Annotated in this window: 17 protein-coding genes and 2 tRNA genes; 2 read left to right on the forward strand and 17 right to left on the reverse strand. The window is 60.1% G+C overall.

All coding sequences use genetic code 11. The features are described from left to right. Nucleotides 1-80 precede the first annotated feature (80 nt). The gene (locus SB753_RS12025) at nucleotides 81-482 is read left to right on the forward strand and encodes a LysR substrate-binding domain-containing protein (RefSeq protein ID WP_410800518.1); all 402 of its coding nucleotides are present in this window, start codon (nucleotides 81-83) and stop codon (nucleotides 480-482) included. A 189-nt stretch (nucleotides 483-671) separates the two neighbouring features. Here the strand turns inward: SB753_RS12025 and SB753_RS12030 are convergent. The 15 genes from SB753_RS12030 to SB753_RS12100 all read right to left on the reverse strand — a co-directional run bounded on the left by SB753_RS12030 (nucleotide 672) and on the right by SB753_RS12100 (nucleotide 14,606). After that, a tRNA-Pro gene (locus tag SB753_RS12030) sits at nucleotides 672-748 on the reverse strand. Between the two features lie 61 nt (nucleotides 749-809). Further along, entirely contained in the window at nucleotides 810-1,223 is a 414-nt protein-coding gene (locus SB753_RS12035; protein ID WP_288828356.1) for a MerR family transcriptional regulator, read from the reverse strand. Between the two features lie 46 nt (nucleotides 1,224-1,269). Next, nucleotides 1,270-1,680 (reverse strand): integration host factor subunit alpha, encoded by a 411-nt coding sequence (locus SB753_RS12040; RefSeq protein ID WP_012433735.1) that lies wholly within the window; start codon nucleotides 1,678-1,680, stop codon nucleotides 1,270-1,272. Nucleotides 1,681-1,749: 69 nt separating this feature from the next. Continuing rightward, nucleotides 1,750-4,185, reverse strand: a complete 2,436-nt coding sequence (gene pheT, locus SB753_RS12045; protein WP_020069528.1) for a phenylalanine--tRNA ligase subunit beta — start codon at nucleotides 4,183-4,185, stop codon at nucleotides 1,750-1,752. Between the two features lie 184 nt (nucleotides 4,186-4,369). After that, nucleotides 4,370-5,383 (reverse strand): phenylalanine--tRNA ligase subunit alpha, encoded by a 1,014-nt coding sequence (pheS, locus tag SB753_RS12050; protein ID WP_020069527.1) that lies wholly within the window; start codon nucleotides 5,381-5,383, stop codon nucleotides 4,370-4,372. A gap of 158 nt (nucleotides 5,384-5,541) precedes the next feature. After that, complete coding sequence (gene rplT, locus SB753_RS12055) at nucleotides 5,542-5,901, reverse strand: 50S ribosomal protein L20 (RefSeq protein ID WP_006052502.1); 360 nt, start codon at nucleotides 5,899-5,901, stop codon at nucleotides 5,542-5,544. A 29-nt stretch (nucleotides 5,902-5,930) separates the two neighbouring features. Continuing rightward, complete coding sequence (gene rpmI / locus SB753_RS12060) at nucleotides 5,931-6,128, reverse strand: 50S ribosomal protein L35 (protein ID WP_006052501.1); 198 nt, start codon at nucleotides 6,126-6,128, stop codon at nucleotides 5,931-5,933. A 246-nt stretch (nucleotides 6,129-6,374) separates the two neighbouring features. Next, nucleotides 6,375-6,899, reverse strand: a complete 525-nt coding sequence (gene infC / locus SB753_RS12065; protein WP_074263967.1) for a translation initiation factor IF-3 — start codon at nucleotides 6,897-6,899, stop codon at nucleotides 6,375-6,377. A gap of 49 nt (nucleotides 6,900-6,948) precedes the next feature. Then, the gene (gene thrS, locus SB753_RS12070; protein ID WP_410800302.1) at nucleotides 6,949-8,856 is read right to left on the reverse strand and encodes a threonine--tRNA ligase; all 1,908 of its coding nucleotides are present in this window, start codon (nucleotides 8,854-8,856) and stop codon (nucleotides 6,949-6,951) included. A gap of 251 nt (nucleotides 8,857-9,107) precedes the next feature. After that, nucleotides 9,108-9,184, reverse strand: a tRNA-Val gene (locus SB753_RS12075). Nucleotides 9,185-9,322: 138 nt separating this feature from the next. Continuing rightward, nucleotides 9,323-11,566, reverse strand: a complete 2,244-nt coding sequence (locus SB753_RS12080; protein ID WP_410800303.1) for a RelA/SpoT family protein — start codon at nucleotides 11,564-11,566, stop codon at nucleotides 9,323-9,325. A gap of 69 nt (nucleotides 11,567-11,635) precedes the next feature. Further along, complete coding sequence (locus SB753_RS12085; RefSeq protein ID WP_020069524.1) at nucleotides 11,636-11,989, reverse strand: RidA family protein; 354 nt, start codon at nucleotides 11,987-11,989, stop codon at nucleotides 11,636-11,638. Between the two features lie 80 nt (nucleotides 11,990-12,069). Continuing rightward, on the reverse strand, nucleotides 12,070-12,981 hold the full coding sequence (locus SB753_RS12090) for an alpha/beta fold hydrolase (RefSeq protein ID WP_087754170.1): 912 nt from the start codon (nucleotides 12,979-12,981) through the stop codon (nucleotides 12,070-12,072). 276 nt (nucleotides 12,982-13,257) lie between these two features. Then, the gene (locus SB753_RS12095) at nucleotides 13,258-13,899 is read right to left on the reverse strand and encodes a CoA transferase subunit B (protein WP_020069522.1); all 642 of its coding nucleotides are present in this window, start codon (nucleotides 13,897-13,899) and stop codon (nucleotides 13,258-13,260) included. Between the two features lie 2 nt (nucleotides 13,900-13,901). Then, nucleotides 13,902-14,606, reverse strand: a complete 705-nt coding sequence (locus SB753_RS12100; protein WP_128591947.1) for a CoA transferase subunit A — start codon at nucleotides 14,604-14,606, stop codon at nucleotides 13,902-13,904. A gap of 240 nt (nucleotides 14,607-14,846) precedes the next feature. On the opposite strand from SB753_RS12100, the gene SB753_RS12105 reads away from it, so the two are divergent. Beyond that, nucleotides 14,847-15,392, forward strand: a complete 546-nt coding sequence (locus SB753_RS12105; RefSeq protein ID WP_020069520.1) for a LuxR C-terminal-related transcriptional regulator — start codon at nucleotides 14,847-14,849, stop codon at nucleotides 15,390-15,392. A 122-nt stretch (nucleotides 15,393-15,514) separates the two neighbouring features. Here the strand turns inward: SB753_RS12105 and SB753_RS12110 are convergent, their stop codons facing one another. Both SB753_RS12110 and SB753_RS12115 read right to left on the reverse strand, forming a co-directional pair. Beyond that, complete coding sequence (locus SB753_RS12110; RefSeq protein WP_020069519.1) at nucleotides 15,515-15,958, reverse strand: acyl-CoA thioesterase; 444 nt, start codon at nucleotides 15,956-15,958, stop codon at nucleotides 15,515-15,517. 230 nt (nucleotides 15,959-16,188) lie between these two features. Further along, on the reverse strand, nucleotides 16,189-16,965 hold the full coding sequence (locus tag SB753_RS12115; protein ID WP_006052429.1) for an SDR family oxidoreductase: 777 nt from the start codon (nucleotides 16,963-16,965) through the stop codon (nucleotides 16,189-16,191). Nucleotides 16,966-17,140: the final 175 nt, after the last annotated feature.

Genomic DNA, 17,140 nt, shown 5'->3' on the forward strand with positions numbered 1-17,140 from the left:
AACACTACAACCCGGTGTATCAAATCTGAAGTGCCGATGCCGACAGAAACTGTATCAATTCCTGAGTGCCGTTGACACTGGTGCTGCCCGTCGGACATCGACTCATAAGCAGCCGCGCAATCGCGCTCCAGAAGCTTGCCAACGAGTCGTTCATTTTCGTCCGTCGGCCTGGTGCCCCCGGTATGTACGCGGATTTTATTAGCGCCTGTCAGTCAAAGGGTTTTGAGCCAAACGTGGTCGAGGAAGTGCCGCGCATGGTAACGGCCATCAACCTCGTGGCAGCGGGCGGCGGCATCTCGCTCGTTCCTGCGTCGATGCATCGCTACCACCAGGAAAGCGTGCGCTACTGCCGCGTGGCGGGCGACCATGCTTTTCGCGCACCACTGCATCTCGTTACGCGTGATGACTCGCAAAGCCCGGCGGCTTCCCACTTTCGCAAGACGCTGCTCGCTTTCGTACATCAGCATCCGAGCCGCGAGTGAGTGTTGGGTCGGCGTGGTTTTGGGCGGAGGTGTGGGCAGTGCCGCTGTTTCTTGCGGCGTGTTCTGTGATGTATAAGAACCTGTTCTGTTGCCGCTGGAGCAGTCCGTACTGTGGAGCAAACGTGTGGTTAAGATGGGCCCAAAACGAAAAAGGCCTTATGGACACATATCCATAAGGCCTTGATTTCTTGGTCGGGGCGAGAGGATTTGAACCTCCGACCACCTGCACCCCATGCAGGTACGCTACCAGGCTGCGCTACGCCCCGAACAGCACAAAATTATAACAGACACTTCATTCGAATAGAACCGTTCGCACCAATAAAGCGACTAGCGATTCAGCAGATCGATCACGTTCAGCAGTTCTTTGCGCAACTGCTCGACGTCGACGGCGCTCGCGGTTGCTGGTGCCTCCGGCGGAACGAAGCCCTCGACCTGCTCGCCCATTTCAGCCGGCGCATTGTGCGCGCCGCCGCCATGTGAATCCAGGCGGTTGCGTGCACCGTTGATCGTGAAGCCCTGCTCGTACAGCAACTCACGAATCCGCCGGATCAACAGCACCTCGTGATGCTGATAGTACCGGCGATTGCCGCGTCGCTTGACAGGCCGCAACTGCGTAAACTCTTGCTCCCAATAGCGCAACACATGCGGTTTGACGCCGCATAGTTCGCTGACCTCACCAATCGTGAAGTAGCGTTTCGCCGGAATCGGAGGCAAGACGACTTTTTCCATCGTCGCTGTCATCGTCAGTTAGCCGTCGTGGTGGGTTGCGCAGGAACGCGCCAGTCGATCAGCGCGTGAAGCTCGCTTCGGCGCCGTTCTCGACCAGAGCCTTCAGCTTTTGACTTGCATGGAACGTCACAACGCGGCGCGCGGCAATGGGAATTGCCTCGCCGGTTTTGGGGTTTCTGCCGGGACGCTGCGGTTTGTCGCGCAACTGGAAGTTGCCGAAGCCCGACAGCTTCACACTGTCGCCGCTCTCCAACGCATCCCGGATCACCTCGAAAAACGCCTCCACCATGTCTTTCGCTTCCCGCTTGTTGAGCCCGACATTGTCGAACAGCAACTCGGCAAGTTCCGCTTTGGTGAGCGTCGGCGTTTCAGTTGAAACGACGGCGGGTGATGTCGGAATTTCTCGAATCATGGCGCTGCGTTGCGCCGTAAGAAGGGCTTCGAAATCACTCGAGTTCATTTCATTCATATCTATCAAATGGCGCGCCATGCAGAAAACAAAGGATGCGGAAACAGCCGCGCAATTGTTAAATGCGGGTTATCCGCGCAACCGTGCGCCATATACTCGAGCCAGACGTTCCACCAGAGTCTGAATGGCCAGATCGACCGTTTCGTCCTGAAGGGTCCCGCCAGTATCTTGCAAGGTAACACGGAACGCAAGGCTTTTCTCGTGAGCCCCCAAGCCACCGGAAGTGTTTGATTTTGGACGGAATTCGTCAAAAAGCACAACCTTCTGGACGGTCTTGCAGGCGGGCTCCGACTGAGCCTTCTGGAGCTCGTCCAGCAGCGCCTGCGCCTCGATTTTTTGATCGACAACTACCGCGATATCGCGACGCACCGGCGGGAATTTAGACACTTCCGACGGTGTGGGCAATACGCGTTGCATTAATGCGTCCGCTTCGACTTCAAACAGAATCGGCGCATTCGGTAAATCATATTTTTGCATCCAGCGCGGATGCAGTTCGCCGATCCAGCCAATCGCGCGGCCATTCAGTTCAATGCGCGCGCTGCGCCCCGGATGCAGCGCGGGATGCTCCGCTTTCACGAAACGCGCGACTGCCGGCGAGAGCAACGCCTCGACGTCGGCCTTCACGTCGAAGTAGTCGACGGTACGCGACGGCGCGCCCCACTGCTCCTCCAGCGCGGGACCGTACGCGAGCCCGCCGATCATCTTCGGCTGGGCGAAACCTTCGACCGTGAGCTCTCCGGCCTTGATCGACGGATCGTGCAGGAACACGCGGCCGGCTTCGAACACGCGTACGCGGTCGGCAGCACGGCGGTTCAGGTTCGTGCGCAGCACGTGAATCAGGCTGCCGATCAGCGTGGTCCGCATGACCGACAACTGGCTCGCAATCGGATTCAGCAGACGCACAGGCTTGTCATTGCCGGCGAAGTCCTGCTCCCACTCGGCATCCACGAAACTGAAGTTGACCGTCTCAGCGTAATCGCGAGCGGCAAGCGCGTGCCGGATTGCGTGGATCGAGCGGCGCGTTTCGTTGGTCGCGCGCATTTCGCTCTTAGCGACCGGCGGGCGCGCCGGAATCTTCTCGAAGCCGTAAATACGCGCGACTTCTTCGATCAGGTCTTCTTCGATCTCGATATCGAAACGGTACGACGGTGGCATGACCGAGAACGTGTCGCCTTCGTGTTCGAACGTAAGGCCCAAACGCGTGAAGATCTGCGCGATTTCCTCGGCGCCGATCGCGATGCCGATGATGCGGTTCGCGCGGGACACGCGCATCTTCACGGGCTCGCGCTGAGGCACATTGACGACCTGGTCGTCCACGGGACCCGCTTCGCCGCCGCAAATGTCGAGGATCAGTTGCGTGATCCGCTCGATGTGCTCAACGGTGGTCGCGTAATCGACGCCGCGCTCGAAGCGATGGCCCGCATCGGTCGAAAAGTTGTACCTGCGCGAGCGGCCACGAATGCTATCCGGCCACCAGAACGCGGCTTCAAGGTAGATGTTGGTCGTGTCGAGCGTGACGGCCGTGCTATCGCCGCCCATGATGCCCGCGAGGCTTTCAATGTGTTGCTCGTCGGCGATCACGCCAACCGTTTCGTCAACTTCGACGGTGTTGCCGTTCAGCAGCTTGAGCGTTTCGCCCTTGCGGCCCCAACGCACGTCCATACCGCCGTGGATCTTGTCCAGATCGAACACGTGCGACGGACGGCCCAGCTCGAGCATCACATAATTGGAAATATCCACGAGCGCGGAGATGCTGCGCTGACCTGAACGCTCAAGACGTTCGACCATCCATTGCGGCGATTTCGCACGCGCATTTACACCGCGGATGACACGGCCCGAGAAACGGCCGCAAAGATCGGGCGCCGAGATCTTGACGGGCAGCGTCTCGTCGAGCTTGACCTGGACCGGCTTGATCTCGAGCGGACGCAACGGTGCACCGGTAATCGCGGAGGTTTCGCGCGCCACGCCGAACACCGACAAGCAATCTGCCTTGTTCGGGGTCAGCTTGATTTCGAAAATGGTGTCGTCGAGATTGAGCGTTTCGCGGATGTCCTGGCCAATCGGCGTATCTTCCGGCAGGATCAGGAGGCCGCTATGATCTTCCGAGAGCTTCAGTTCGCGCGCCGAGCACAGCATGCCCTGACTTTCCACGCCACGCAGCTTCGAGAGTTTGATCTCGAACGGCGCGCCGCCCTCTTCGGCCGGCGGCAGTTGCGCGCCAACCAGCGCAACCGGCACCTTGATGCCTGGCGCTACGTTTGGCGCACCGCAGACGATATTGAGCGTGGCGCCTGTGCCGGCGTTGACCTGGCAGACGTTCAGCTTGTCCGCATCCGGGTGCTTGACGACTTCCAGCACCTGACCGACCACGATCTTCGAGGTCGGTGGCGCAGCCGGTCGCAGGTCTTCAACTTCGAGACCCGCCATCGTCAATGCGTGCGACAGCTCGTCCGTCGTCAGTTGCGGATCGACAAAGGTTCTCAGCCAGGATTCCGGGAATTGCATGGTTCTCTGTACGTTCTGATCAGGTTAGGTCCGCGTGAGGCAGATACATCGCGCAACTCGGCGTGCGGCGCATTCGCCAGTTGCCATGAGTTACAGCGAGTTACTGCCTGTCACCGCCGGGACGCTGTGGCGGCATGCACTCTGTGCGTGGCCGCGCTCTATGCTTGTCGCGCAATGCGTTCGTTCAAGCGAATTGACGCAGGAAACGCAGGTCGTTTTCGAAGAACAGACGCAGGTCTTGCACGCCGTAGCGCAACATGGTGAGCCGTTCGAGGCCGCTGCCGAAAGCGAAGCCGATGTAGCGCTCCGGGTCGAGGCCCATGTTGCGGATCACGGTGGGATGCACCTGGCCTGAGCCCGAAATCTCGAGCCACTTGCCCGCGTTCTTGCCCGTTTCGAACAGCATGTCGATCTCGGCCGACGGTTCGGTGAACGGGAAATACGACGGACGGAAACGCACCAGAATATCGTCGCGTTCGAAGAATTTCTTGAGGAAGTCTGTATAGACGCCCTTCAAATCGGCAAAGCTGATGTTCTCGTCGATCCACAGGCCTTCGACCTGATTGAACATCGGCGAGTGAGTCGCGTCGCTGTCCACACGGTAGGTCCGACCCGGCACGATCACCTTGATGGGCGGCTTGTTGGTACGCGCGTAACGCACCTGCATCGGGCTCGTATGCGTGCGCAGCAGCAGTTGGCGGCCGTCGGCATCTTTCCCGTCGACGTAAAAAGTGTCCTGCATTGAGCGCGCCGGATGATTTTCCGGGCTGTTCAACGAGGTGAAGTTGTACCAATCGGTTTCGATTTCGGGGCCATCGGCCACGTCGAATCCGATGCTGCCGAAAATCTGTTCGACGCGCTCCCAGGTCCGCATGACCGGGTGCAGGCTGCCCGTATTGGCGCCGCGGCCAGGCAGGGTGACATCGATGGCTTCGGCGGCGAGGCGCTGATTCAGCAACGCGTCGGCCAGCGCCTGGCGCCGAGCCGTCAGCGCGGCTTCAACCTGTTGCTTGACGAGGTTGATCCGTGCGCCTTCGGTCTTGCGCGTTTCGGGATCGAGTTTGCCAAGGCCCTTCAACAGTTCAGTCAGCACGCCCGACTTGCCGAGAAAGCGTGCTTTCTCGTTTTCGAGGGTGGTGACGTCGGAGGCTTCTGCGAAGGCTTTTTGCGCGTCCGCGACAATCTGGTCCAGGTCCATTGATCCCATCATTTCAACGTCAGTGTTCAATCGATGCAAAACTGGTTCTACCAACAAAAACGGGGCTCGGTGAGGAGCCCCGTTTTTGTTGCAGCGTCACCGAGACTACCGGATGTTCGCTGCAACGAACCACGCAGTGTTAATTGCCAGAAGCGCAATCAGGCTGCAACGGCGGCTTTCACCTGCTGAACGATCGCAGCAAAAGCAGCCTTGTCGAACACAGCCATGTCGGCCAGCACCTTGCGGTCGAGTTCGATCGAAGCCTTCTTCAGGCCGTTGATGAACACGCTGTACGTCATGTCGTGCTGACGCACCGCCGCGTTGATACGCGTAATCCACAATGCACGGAACACACGCTTCTTGTTGCGGCGATCGCGATAGGCGTACTGGCCTGCGCGCATGACCGCCTGCTTGGCGATGCGATAGACGTTATTGCGACGGCCGCGGTAACCCTTGGCCAGCTTGATGATCTTCTTGTGACGGGCCCGTGCGGTAACCCCACGTTTTACTCGAGGCATGTTTCGCTCCTATGAGTTTCGGTTAAGGGTTAAGCGAACGGCAGCATTGCGCGCACGGAGTTCAGATCGGAATCATGAACTGCCGTCGAACCGCGCAGATGGCGTTTGTTCTTGGTGGTCTTCTTGGTAAGAATGTGGCGCTTGAAGGCTTGACCGCGCTTGACGGTACCGCCCGGACGCACCACGAAGCGCTTCGCAGCACTCTTCTTGGTCTTCATCTTCGGCATGACAACTCCATTATTAGATGGATATGGGTGTGCGGTCGGCCAGATGGCCATTACCCGCCCTTCGAAACCCATTCCACTTGGTATGCAGACCGCCAATACTGCCGGCAGCCGCTTTTCGGAGACAGCGCGCATTTGCATAAGCGCCGTCTCGAAACCTGCTGATGTCGCACCGGACACCCGGTGCGGCATCGTTCGACTTTTCACAACCAGAACACGCGCCACATGGCGCGTCGCCGCTCTGACCGCTTACTTCTTTTTCTTCGGAGCGAGCACCATGATCATCTGGCGCCCTTCCATTTTCGGCATTTGCTCGACCTGACCGACTTCGTCGAGGTCCGTGCGCAGGCGTTCCAGCATGCGCATACCGATTTCCTGGTGAGCCATTTCGCGGCCACGGAAACGCAGCGTGATTTTCGTCTTGTCGCCGTCGTCGAGAAAGCGAATGAGGTTGCGCAGTTTGACGTTGTAGTCACCGTCGTCAGTGCCCGGACGGAATTTGACTTCCTTGACCTGAACGATCTTCTGCTTGAGCTTGGCCTCGTGCTGCTTCTTCGCTTCCGAGTACTTGAACTTGCCGTAGTCCATCAATCGGCAGACCGGCGGAACCGCTTGCGGCGCGATTTCCACCAGATCTACGTCTTGCTGTTCCGACATGCGGAACGCATCAGCAAGTTTCACGATGCCGAGCGGTTCGTTCTCGACTCCGACCAGACGCACCTCGGGTGCCGTAATTTCACCGTTGATGCGGTGCGCAGACTTATCAGTAGCGATGTTACGTTTCCTCTAAAAATTAAAAAAACGAGCCGCGCTGCCAAGTGGCTCAGTTGAACGACTGCACGTTCTGGCGCAGACGTTCAATGAAAGAATCGACAGGCATCACGCCTAGGTCGACACCACCACGGGCACGCACGGCTACCGTTTGGGCTTCACGCTCCTTGTCGCCGACCACAAGCAGGTACGGCACCTTCTCAAGCGTGTGCTCACGTATTTTATAGCTAATCTTCTCGTTGCGCAAATCGGCCTCTACTCTAACCCCTTGTTTTTGCAACGATTGGGCCAGAGAGTGGGCGTATTCGGCCTGACTTTCGGCGATATTCATCACCACTACCTGCATCGGGGCGAGCCACGCGGGCATTGCACCAGCATGGTGCTCGATCAGAATACCGAGAAAACGCTCCATTGATCCGACGATTGCCCGGTGCAGCATGATCGGACGGCGACGGCTGTTGTCTTCCGCGACGTACTCCGCGCCCAGCCGCTCCGGCAACACCATATCGAGCTGTAACGTGCCGCACTGCCACGAGCGGCCGAGAGCGTCCTTGATGTGATATTCCACTTTGGGACCGTAGAACGCCCCTTCGCCCGGCAGTTCTTCCCACGTCACGCCGCAAGCCGTCAATGCTTCGCGCAAGCCCTGCTCCGCGCGGTCCCAGGTCTCGTCGGTGCCGGCACGTGCGTCGGGGCGCAACGAAAGCTTGATCTCGACGTTATCGAAGCCGAAGTCCTTGTACACGCTCATGGCCAGCGTGTTGAAGGCAATCGACTCGCTGATGAACTGGTCTTCAGTACAGAAAATGTGCGCGTCGTCCTGCACAAAACCACGCACGCGCATCAATCCATGCAGCGCGCCCGAGGATTCATTGCGGTGGCACGAGCCGAATTCCGCGTAACGCAGCGGCAGATCGCGATACGAGCGCAGACCGTGGTTGAACACCTGCACGTGACCCGGGCAGTTCATCGGCTTGATCGCGTAATCGCGCTTTTCCGATTCGGTCGTGAACATGTTTTCACGATAGTTCTGCCAGTGACCCGACGCTTCCCACAACGACCGGTCCATGATCATCGGCGTCTTGATCTCGAGGTAGCCCGCGTCGTTCACACGGCGGCGCATGTACTGCTCGACCTGCTGCCACAGCGTCCAGCCGCGCGGATGCCAGAACACCATGCCCGGCGACTCGTCCTGCATGTGAAACAGGTCGAGTTGCTTGCCGAGCTTACGGTGATCGCGCTTCTCCGCCTCTTCGAGCATGTGCAGATACGCGTCCTGATCTTCCTTCTTCGTCCAGGCCGTGCCGTAGATACGCTGCAATTGCTCGTTCTTCGAATCGCCGCGCCAGTAGGCGCCGGCCACCTTCATCAGCTTGAAGACCTTCAGCTTGCCGGTGGACGGCACGTGCGGACCGCGGCACAGGTCGGTGAAGCCGCCGTGCGAGTACAGCTTGATTTCGTCCGTAGCCGGAATCGATTCGATGATCTCAGCCTTGTACTTCTCGCCGATGCTCTTGAAGTAGTCCACCGCTTCGTCGCGCGACACGACGCGGCGCGAAACAGGCTCGTCTTTCTTCGCGAGTTCCTGCATGCGCTTTTCGATCTTCTCGAGATCTTCCGGCGTGAAGGGACGGCTATACGCAAAGTCGTAATAGAAGCCGTTGTCGATGACCGGACCGATCGTGACTTGTGCCTCGGGATATAGATCCTTCACTGCGTACGCGAGCAGGTGCGCCGCAGAATGACGAATGATATCCAGACCGTCTGCGTCTTTTTCGGTGACGATGGCAAGCGCCGCGTCGTGGTCGATCAGCGCGGACGTATCGACCAGTTCACCGTCGATCTTGCCGCCGAGCGCGGCCTTCGCGAGGCCGGGGCCGATCGACGCGGCCACTTCGGCGACGGTGACCGGATGCTCGTACTGTCGAACAGAACCGTCAGGCAGACGTATCGAAACCATTGCGTTCTCCGTGGTGCCGACCGGCGGCGGCATATACATCAATCAAACAAGCCAAAAAAAATGCGGCCCCGCTTTCGAGGGGCCGCATTCACATTTCCTGCAAATTACACTGGCGAAAGTGGTCCTCGACTAGCGTCGCTCCGAAGTGGTTTCGGTCAACGTTCGCGGTGTCATAACCGTATTCGCCTTTTGCGCCACAGGCGCTTACTGCAGTTTGCGAAACCCCGGCAGAACCGGAATTTCTCTTTCGTTGGTAGGCTCGATTGGACTCGAACCAACGACCCCCACCATGTCAAGGTGGTGCTCTAACCAGCTGAGCTACGAGCCTGAAGAAACGAGATTATATGGAGCCCCACACTGCTTGGCAAGTAATTTTATGCATCGACTTTAAATTGCGCTTACCCACATCATTCACTCGCTTGCGCATGAGCAAGTGAGCACATCGACTCAATATCGCGTCACTGCGTCAGCCTTTGCGCGACGCCCGCACGACACCCGTCACTTCGCCGAGCAGCGTGCAGGCGCGCTGAATTTGCGCGGCACTCGACACCTCGACGGTGAATTGCATGAACGCGGCATTGCGGCGGGTTTGCGTCTTCACACCGATCACATTCATTTTTTCTCGCGCGAACACTTCGGAGATATCGCGCAGCAAACCCTGGCGGTCCGTCGCCTCAATCGAGAGGTCGACCGGATACACCGATTGCCCGCGGCCGCTCATCACGTCCGCTGACCACGCCGTTTGCAACACACGCTCCGGCGAGCGTTCGGCCATGCGCAAAAACGTCGGGCAGTCGCTGCGGTGAATCGACATGCCCTTGCCGCGCGTCACGAATCCGCAGATGTCGTCAGGCGGCGCCGGACGGCAGCATCGAGCAAGCTGCGTGAGCAATGCGTCGACACCGACCACCAGCACGCCCGTCGACGCACCTCGCGCCACGCTCGCGCCACTACTGCGCTTCTCGAATTGCTCGGGTACTTCGACCACCGGTTCCGGCGGCGGCGCATCGTGCAGCGCCTGCTCGACGAGCCGCAGACTGAACTCTTCCTTGCCGACGACCGAGAACAGGTCGTCGGTAGTCTTGAAGCCGAGCTTGGCCGCGAGCTGGTCCAGGTTCACCGAGGTCTTGCCCTCGCGCTGCAAGGTCTTTTCGACCATTGCGCGGCCGCTCGCAATGTGCTCCTGCAACTCGACGGCATTGAACCAGGCGCGCACTTTCTGGCGCGCACGCGGACTATGCAGATAACCGAGCTGTGGATTGAGCCAGTCGCGCGACGGCCCACCTTCTTTTACCGCGACAATTTCCACCGTCTGGCCGTTCTGCAACTGGGTGTTCAGCGGCACCATCGCCCCGTCGACGCGCGCCCCGCGACACCGATGCCCCAACTCGCTATGCAGGTGATACGCGAAATCCACCGGCGTCGCACCATGCGGCAACGCGATCACGCGCGCCTGCGGCGTGAGCACGTAGATGTGGTCGTCGTCGAGTGTGGCCTGGCGCAATTGCTCCCACGGCTGCGCCGCGCGCTTCTCGCCGTGCTCGCCTTCGGACACGTCGTCTTTCCACGCGAGCAATTGACGCAACCATGCGATCTTCTCGTCGTACTTCTCATTGGCGGCAAACTGGCCGCCGTACCCACGCGTGCCGGCTTCCTTGTAGCGCCAATGCGCGGCCACGCCGTACTCGGCGAACTGATGCATGTCGTGCGTGCGAATCTGCACTTCGAACGCGCGGCCGTCGTCGCCGATCACCACCGTATGCAGCGACTTATAGCCATTCGGCTTTGGCCGCGAGATGTAATCGTCGAACTCTCTCGGCACCGGTTGCCACAGGTTGTGCACGATGCCGAGCACCGTGTAGCAATCCTTGATGTCCGGCACGATCACGCGAAACGCGCGCACGTCGTACAGTTCGGCGAAGTCGAGTTCCTTGCCGCGCATCTTGCGCCAGATGCTATAGATATGCTTTGGCCTGCCGCTTACTTCCGCGCGAATGTTCGCGGCGGCAAGTTCCTGCTGCAGCCGTTCAATGGCCTGCGCAACATAGCTTTCGCGTTCAACGCGTTTCTCGTCCAGCAACTTCGCGATGCGCTTATAAGTCACCGGCTCTTCGAAGCGGAACGCAAGGTCTTCGAGTTCCCACTTCAATTGCCAGATGCCGAGGCGGTTCGCGAGCGGCGCATAAATATCGAGCGTTTCGCGCGCCACATCCGGCGACGGCGTGAGCTTCGCCGCCGCGTAATAGCGCAGCGACTGCAGCCGCGACGCGAGCCGTATCAGCACCACGCGAATATCTTGCGCGAACGCGAGCAGCATCTTGCGCAGCGCCTCGACCTGCGCGCGCCGCGCGGCCTGCGCATCACGCCCCGCTTCGGGCATGGCGTTCTGTGCAGCGCGCAAGCTCACTGTGCCGAGGCGCAGCAACTTGCGCACGTCGCCGACGAGTTGCGCGACTTCCTCGCCGAAGTTGTCGGCGATCACGCGCTCGGGATCTTGCAAATGCGGCGTCAATGCAAACAACGCCGCCGCCAGCACGGCCGGCGGATCGACGTTGAGCGTGCGCATGATCGACGCGGTGCCCGCCGCATGATCCGCGAGAGACTCGCCCGACGACAGCCGCACCTCGCCCGCGTGACGACGCACGAATGCCATCGCTTCGTCGAAAGACGGAAGAGGATTTGGCGTGCTCGTAGCGGTTTCGGTATTCATGGTGCGGCGGCCCACCGGGCCCTGGCAAATCAACGGAATTTCAACAGCAACTGCCTGGTTTTGCTTCGCTCAGCTCCGCTGCGCCGCGACCACGACGATCTCAACCAGGCACTTCGGGTTGGCGAGCTTCGCCTCGACGGTCGCGCGCGGCGGCGTCGCGCCTTGCGCTACCCACTCGTCCCACACCGCGTTCATGCCGGCGAAATGCTCCATGTCCGAAATGTAGATCTGCACGGACAGCAAATGCGATTTATCGCTGTTTGCCTCGGCTAGCAGACGGTCGATATGGCCGAGCACTTCGCGCGTTTGCCCCGTGATGTCCTGGTCCGCGTCTTCGGCGATCTGGCCGGCAAGGTAGATCGTGCCGTTGTGCACGGCAATTTCAGAAAGACGCTTGCCGACATGGTGACGAATGACTGCCATGAAGAATCCTGAAGTAGGTAGAAGAAGATTGACTGGATGCGCTATGCATGACGCGTTAGCGCGTCACGCGCAACTGCATATTATGACGCGTCGCCGCCATTGCCGATAAAGAACCGCTTCGCAATGTCGATCTGATCCGCCGAAAGAAACGCCGGCGCGTGCCCCACACCGCTGATCTCGACGCTCGACACCGCATGCCCCGTCTCGACCATCCTGGCGACTGTTTCACGCGATAGCAGATCGGAAAGCTCGCCTCTCACCACCAGCACCGGCCCTTGGAACGACGCGAGCGAATGCCATAGTGCGGCTTCCCCTAGCTTCGCGGTTTCTTCTGTAGTCGCGGCAAAGGGCTGCGCAATGCGCGGATCGTAGCGGAACAGCCATGTGCCGTTCTCTTCGCGAATCAGCGGCGTATTGATCTCGCGCCATTCTTCCGCGGTGAGCGGACCGAAGCTGCGCGCAAGGAACGCCGCGTGATCGATGCCTTGCCGCAGCGAGTCGAAGCGCACGGGCTTGCCGAGATAATCGCCGATACGCTTGACGGCCTCCGGCTCCAGATGCGGACCGACGTCGTTTAGCAACAGCTTACGGATAGGCGTGTCCGCGAGTCCCGCGAGGCCGAGCCCGATCAGGCCGCCCATTGACGTGCCGAACCAGTCGACCGTTTCCACATTCAGCCGCGCAATGAGCGTCACCATGTCGGCGACATATTGCGGCACGCTGTATAAGTTTGGGTTGGCGAGCCACGAAGACAAGCCCCGGCCCGCCACATCAGGACAGACCACACGGTAGGTATCGGCGAACTGCGCCGCTAACCGGTCGAAGTCGCGCCCCGAGCGCGTCAGGCCATGCACGCACAGCAGCACCCGCGGATTGTCCGGATGGCCCCACTCGGTGTAGGCAATGCGATGCAGGCCCGCGGCGCTCGCGCACTGCACATAACGTTGGCGCGGCGCGAGCCGCTCGCCGGCGAAAGCTGTCGTTGCGGTCATCTGTGGTCCTTGCAAAAGCGCTGTGCATGTGGCCCGTGGCACCGTAACACGGCGCGAAGAAACAGGCGACGAATCGTCAAGTGATTGCTTCGAACGATTGTAAACCGCTTTGCCGCGTGACAAGGATCGGCCAGAAGGCATAAGACGGGCGCGGTAAAACCGCGAGCCGCAAAAAGAAAAGCGGGCGAGACTTCCGCCTCGCCCGCCCCGCCCACCATTCCCGCCGCCCTGGCCAACGCACATGCGTCGGCCCGGCAGCAAACCCGACAACCGCGATCAGCTCACCGCGCTCACATCGAGCGGCGCGCCCGTCTTCGCCTTGATCTCGTCGACGCTCACGCCAGGCGCCAGTTCTGTCACCTTCAGGCCGTCGTCGGTGACTTCGATCACGCCGAGGTCGGTGATGATCTGATCCACCACGCCCACGCCCGTCAACGGCAGCGTGCATTCTTCGAGAATCTTGTGCTGATCGCCCTTCGCGACGTGCTCCATCAGCACGACCACGCGCTTGACGCCGGCCACCAGATCCATTGCGCCGCCCATGCCCTTGATCATCTTGCCGGGGATCATCCAGTTCGCGAGGTCGCCCTTCTTGCTGATCTGCATGGCGCCCAGAATGGCCAGGTTGATGTGGCCGCCGCGAATCATCGCGAACGAATCCGCTGACGAAAAAATCGACGAGCCCGGCAACGTGGTCACCGTTTGCTTGCCCGCGTTGATGAGGTCGGCGTCCACTTCGTCTTCGGTCGGCGACGGGCCAATGCCGAGCAGGCCGTTTTCCGACTGCAGCCACACTTCGACACCCGGCGGCACGTGGTTCGCCACCAGCGTCGGCAAGCCGATGCCGAGGTTCACATAAAAACCGTCCTGCAATTCCTTCGCCGCGCGCGCGGCCATTTCGTCACGAGTCCATGCCATGATCAGTCTCCTTTCGCGCGGACGACGCGTTGTTCGATGCGTTTTTCCGGATGCGCATTGAGCACGATGCGCTGAACGAAGATGCCAGGCGTATGAATCGCGTCCGGATCGAGTTCGCCCACCTCGACGATTTCCTCGACTTCCGCGACGGTGATCTTGCCGGCCATCGCGCACATCGGATTGAAGTTGCGAGCCGTGCGGCGATAGATCAGGTTGCCCGACTTGTCGGCTTTCCATGCCTTCACGAGCGCGATATCCGCCGTCAGCGAATGTTCGAGCACATAGTGGTTTTCGCCGAACTGGCGAGTTTCCTTGCCTTCGGCGATCAGCGTGCCGTAGCCGGTATTCGTGAAAAACGCCGGGATGCCCGAGCCGCCCGCGCGCAGTTTCTCGGCAAGCGTGCCCTGCGGCGTGAATTCGAGTTCGAGTTCGCCGGCCAGATACTGGCGCTCGAACTCCTTGTTTTCCCCGACATACGACGAGATCATCTTCTTGATCTGGCGCGTTTCGAGCAGCAGACCGAGGCCAAATCCGTCGACACCCGCGTTGTTGCTGATGCAGGTAATGTTTTGCACCTTGGTGTCGCGCAGCGCAGCGATCAGCGCTTCGGGAATGCCGCACAACCCGAAGCCGCCGACGGCGAACGTCTGACCGTCCTTGACGATGTCTTTCAGCGCCTCGGCGGCGCCTGGATAGACTTTGTTCATCAGTATGTCCCTTCCTTTATGGAAACCTGAAACCGTTTTCTTGCGGCTCGTGTGACGCGCTCAGGCGCGGCCCGACACGTCATTCTAGTCATCCGGCGGGTGCCGTGCGCGAAGCCTGTGTCACGCTTCGCGCAAACGCCGCCACGGACGCCTCACCGCGTTCTCATGTGCCCGAAAGAGTACGCTGCGTGCGCCATACGGCACAATACGCAAAAATACATAAGTACTTGCCGCCAGCCCATGCCCGCACTGGATTACCAAACCGCTTTTCATCTCGCGCCGATCGGGCTCGTGCTGTCGCGTGAGCGCATTATCGAAGACTGCAATGACGAACTGGCGTCCATCTTCGGCTGTCCGCGCGAGGCGCTGCTCGGGCAGTCGTTCCAGATTCTGTATCCGTCGGCGGACGAATTCGAGCGGATCGGCGCACGGATCCCGCCCATCATGACCGCTCAAGGCAGCTATGCCGACGACCGCATCATGAAGCGCGCCAACGGCGAACTGTTCTGGTGCCATGTGACGGGCCGCGCGCAGCGACGCACCGACCCGCACGCGGCGGGCGTCTGGACTTTCGAGGATCTGAGCGCGACGCGGCGCGTGGCGGTCGAGTTGACGCCTCGCGAGCGGGAAATCGCCGCCCAACTGGTGACCGGGAAAACCAGCAAACAGATTGGACGGGCGTTGGAAATCAGCCCGCGCACCGTCGACGTTTATCGCGCCCGCTTGATGCGCAAATACGATACGGGTAACGCTACCGAACTGTTGCAGCGTCTGCTCGGGCATTGACGGCCGCAGCCGCGGCGCGCGACACCGCTTTGTGCGAAGTCGAGGCAAGAACTGGAACGATGAAGCGAGGCCTTAGAGTTGGGGCCCCGCGCTGCGCGGTCATGCAGAAATAAACGACGAACTTATGCGGCCGGCTCGGCCGCTTTCACGAGCGCGGCGCGCTCGATGGTCTCGCGCAACAAATCAGGAACCGGCACCGACTTGCCGGCCGCGTAGTCGATCCATACGCAGCGGGCGGCGCCGCGTGCATAGACGGTGCTGGGATCGTCTGCACGCACGAGTTCGAAGCCCGTGTCGAAACTGCTGCGGCCGGGCGTCGCGACGGTCATGCGGCCGATCACGTCGCCGGGATAATGCAGTTGCTTGAGAAACTCCATCGACGCGTTCACGATCACCGGCCCCTGGCCATCCGCATTGCTGCCGGCGAGGCCGAGTTGCTCGAACCAGGAGATACGCACCTGCTCCATGTAGCGGAAATAGACCGTGTTGTTCACATGGCCGAATGCGTCCATGTCGCCCCAGCGGATCGGCATCGACATCTCGAAAACTGCGTGAAAATCGCTCATCGTGCTTCTGCTCTTCTTACTTCTCAAAAGATTGCTCAAGGATCGAATCGGGTAAAACCGTGGCCATTCAGGCCAATGCCTGCACCATAGCGCAGACGTTTCGTCGGCAGAAGGCCCGCGCGCGTAAAAGAGCTTCTTCCAAACTGCGTTAATCGCCTGGCGCGCCGGGACGAGTGCCAGTCGCACCTCGCCGGATCCCGGTGATCGCGCGTCAACTCATAAGCCGGCGATCAGGCCAGACCGAAGCCGTCGTCGGCGGCGATTACCGAACCGTTGATGAACTGCGATTCGTCCGCGGCCAGCAATAGCAGCAATCCGTCCAGGTCCTCAGGCTTGCCGACGCGATGGCGCGGCAGCATCGACACGAGCTTTTGCCCCTGCTCGGTCGACCAGTGATGATGATTGATCTCCGTGTCGATATAGCCCGGGCAGATCGCGTTCACATTGATGCCGTGCTTGCCCCATTCGAGCGCCATGGCTTTCGTCATGTGGACGACGGCTGCCTTGCTCATCGAATAAAGGCCGATTTGGGGCAGTACGCGCAAGCCGGCCATCGACGCGATATTGATAATCCGGTACGACGGTTTCTGCGCGTTGTTGCCGCGCATGATCATGCGCTTGGCCACTTCCTGCGCGACGAAGAACGCGCCGCGGGTGTTGGTGTCGAACACATATTCGAAGTCGGCCGGCGTAACTTCGGACAGCTTCTGCGTGGTCGACACGCCCGAGTTGTTCACCAGAATGTCGATGGTGCCCGCCTCGGTCTCCGCATGGGCGACCGCCGACTTGATGCTCTGATAATCGGTCACATCCAGCGAAACGACGTGCGCCGCGCCGCCTGACGCCTCGATTTCGGCGCGCAGCTCCTTCAGGCGCTCGGTTCGCCGGCTCGCCAGCACGACTTTGGCGCCCGCCTGCGACAACACCTGAGCAAAGCGCTTTCCCAACCCGCTCGAGGCGCCCGTGATGAGCGCGACCTTGCCTTCCAGATTGATCGAACGGCCCATTGTCGTTCCTTGTTCGGTTGTAGTTACGAATACGGTTGTCGGTCGCGGTCCGACCCATGCTCGGGTCAATACCGTAGCATATAAATAGAACGCTCGTGCTAATCTCTGCTGATCGGGTTGCGGTGCAAGAGACCATCGCCCACAATACGATCCCGAAAAAAGCATTCTAACGGTA

The organism is Paraburkholderia sp. SIMBA_053, assembly GCF_046534895.1.
GTDB lineage: Bacteria > Pseudomonadota > Gammaproteobacteria > Burkholderiales > Burkholderiaceae > Paraburkholderia > Paraburkholderia caledonica.

Excerpts from the sequence above, each read along its gene's own strand:
- SB753_RS12035 (WP_288828356.1), bottom strand. The coding sequence starts at position 1,223 with ATGACAGCGACGATGGAAAAAGTCGTCTTGCCTCCGATTCCGGCGAAA.
- SB753_RS12040 (WP_012433735.1), bottom strand. The coding sequence starts at position 1,680 with ATGAATGAAATGAACTCGAGTGATTTCGAAGCCCTTCTTACGGCGCAA.
- pheT (WP_020069528.1), bottom strand. The coding sequence starts at position 4,185 with ATGCAATTCCCGGAATCCTGGCTGAGAACCTTTGTCGATCCGCAACTG.
- pheS (WP_020069527.1), bottom strand. The coding sequence starts at position 5,383 with ATGGACCTGGACCAGATTGTCGCGGACGCGCAAAAAGCCTTCGCAGAA.
- rplT (WP_006052502.1), bottom strand. The coding sequence starts at position 5,901 with ATGCCTCGAGTAAAACGTGGGGTTACCGCACGGGCCCGTCACAAGAAG.
- rpmI (WP_006052501.1), bottom strand. The coding sequence starts at position 6,128 with ATGCCGAAGATGAAGACCAAGAAGAGTGCTGCGAAGCGCTTCGTGGTG.
- thrS (WP_410800302.1), bottom strand. The coding sequence starts at position 8,856 with ATGGTTTCGATACGTCTGCCTGACGGTTCTGTTCGACAGTACGAGCAT.
- SB753_RS12080 (WP_410800303.1), bottom strand. The coding sequence starts at position 11,566 with ATGAATACCGAAACCGCTACGAGCACGCCAAATCCTCTTCCGTCTTTC.
- SB753_RS12085 (WP_020069524.1), bottom strand. The coding sequence starts at position 11,989 with ATGGCAGTCATTCGTCACCATGTCGGCAAGCGTCTTTCTGAAATTGCC.
- SB753_RS12090 (WP_087754170.1), bottom strand. The coding sequence starts at position 12,981 with ATGACCGCAACGACAGCTTTCGCCGGCGAGCGGCTCGCGCCGCGCCAA.
- SB753_RS12095 (WP_020069522.1), bottom strand. The coding sequence starts at position 13,899 with ATGGCATGGACTCGTGACGAAATGGCCGCGCGCGCGGCGAAGGAATTG.
- SB753_RS12100 (WP_128591947.1), bottom strand. The coding sequence starts at position 14,606 with ATGAACAAAGTCTATCCAGGCGCCGCCGAGGCGCTGAAAGACATCGTC.
- SB753_RS12105 (WP_020069520.1), top strand. The coding sequence starts at position 14,847 with ATGCCCGCACTGGATTACCAAACCGCTTTTCATCTCGCGCCGATCGGG.
- SB753_RS12110 (WP_020069519.1), bottom strand. The coding sequence starts at position 15,958 with ATGAGCGATTTTCACGCAGTTTTCGAGATGTCGATGCCGATCCGCTGG.
- SB753_RS12115 (WP_006052429.1), bottom strand. The coding sequence starts at position 16,965 with ATGGGCCGTTCGATCAATCTGGAAGGCAAGGTCGCGCTCATCACGGGC.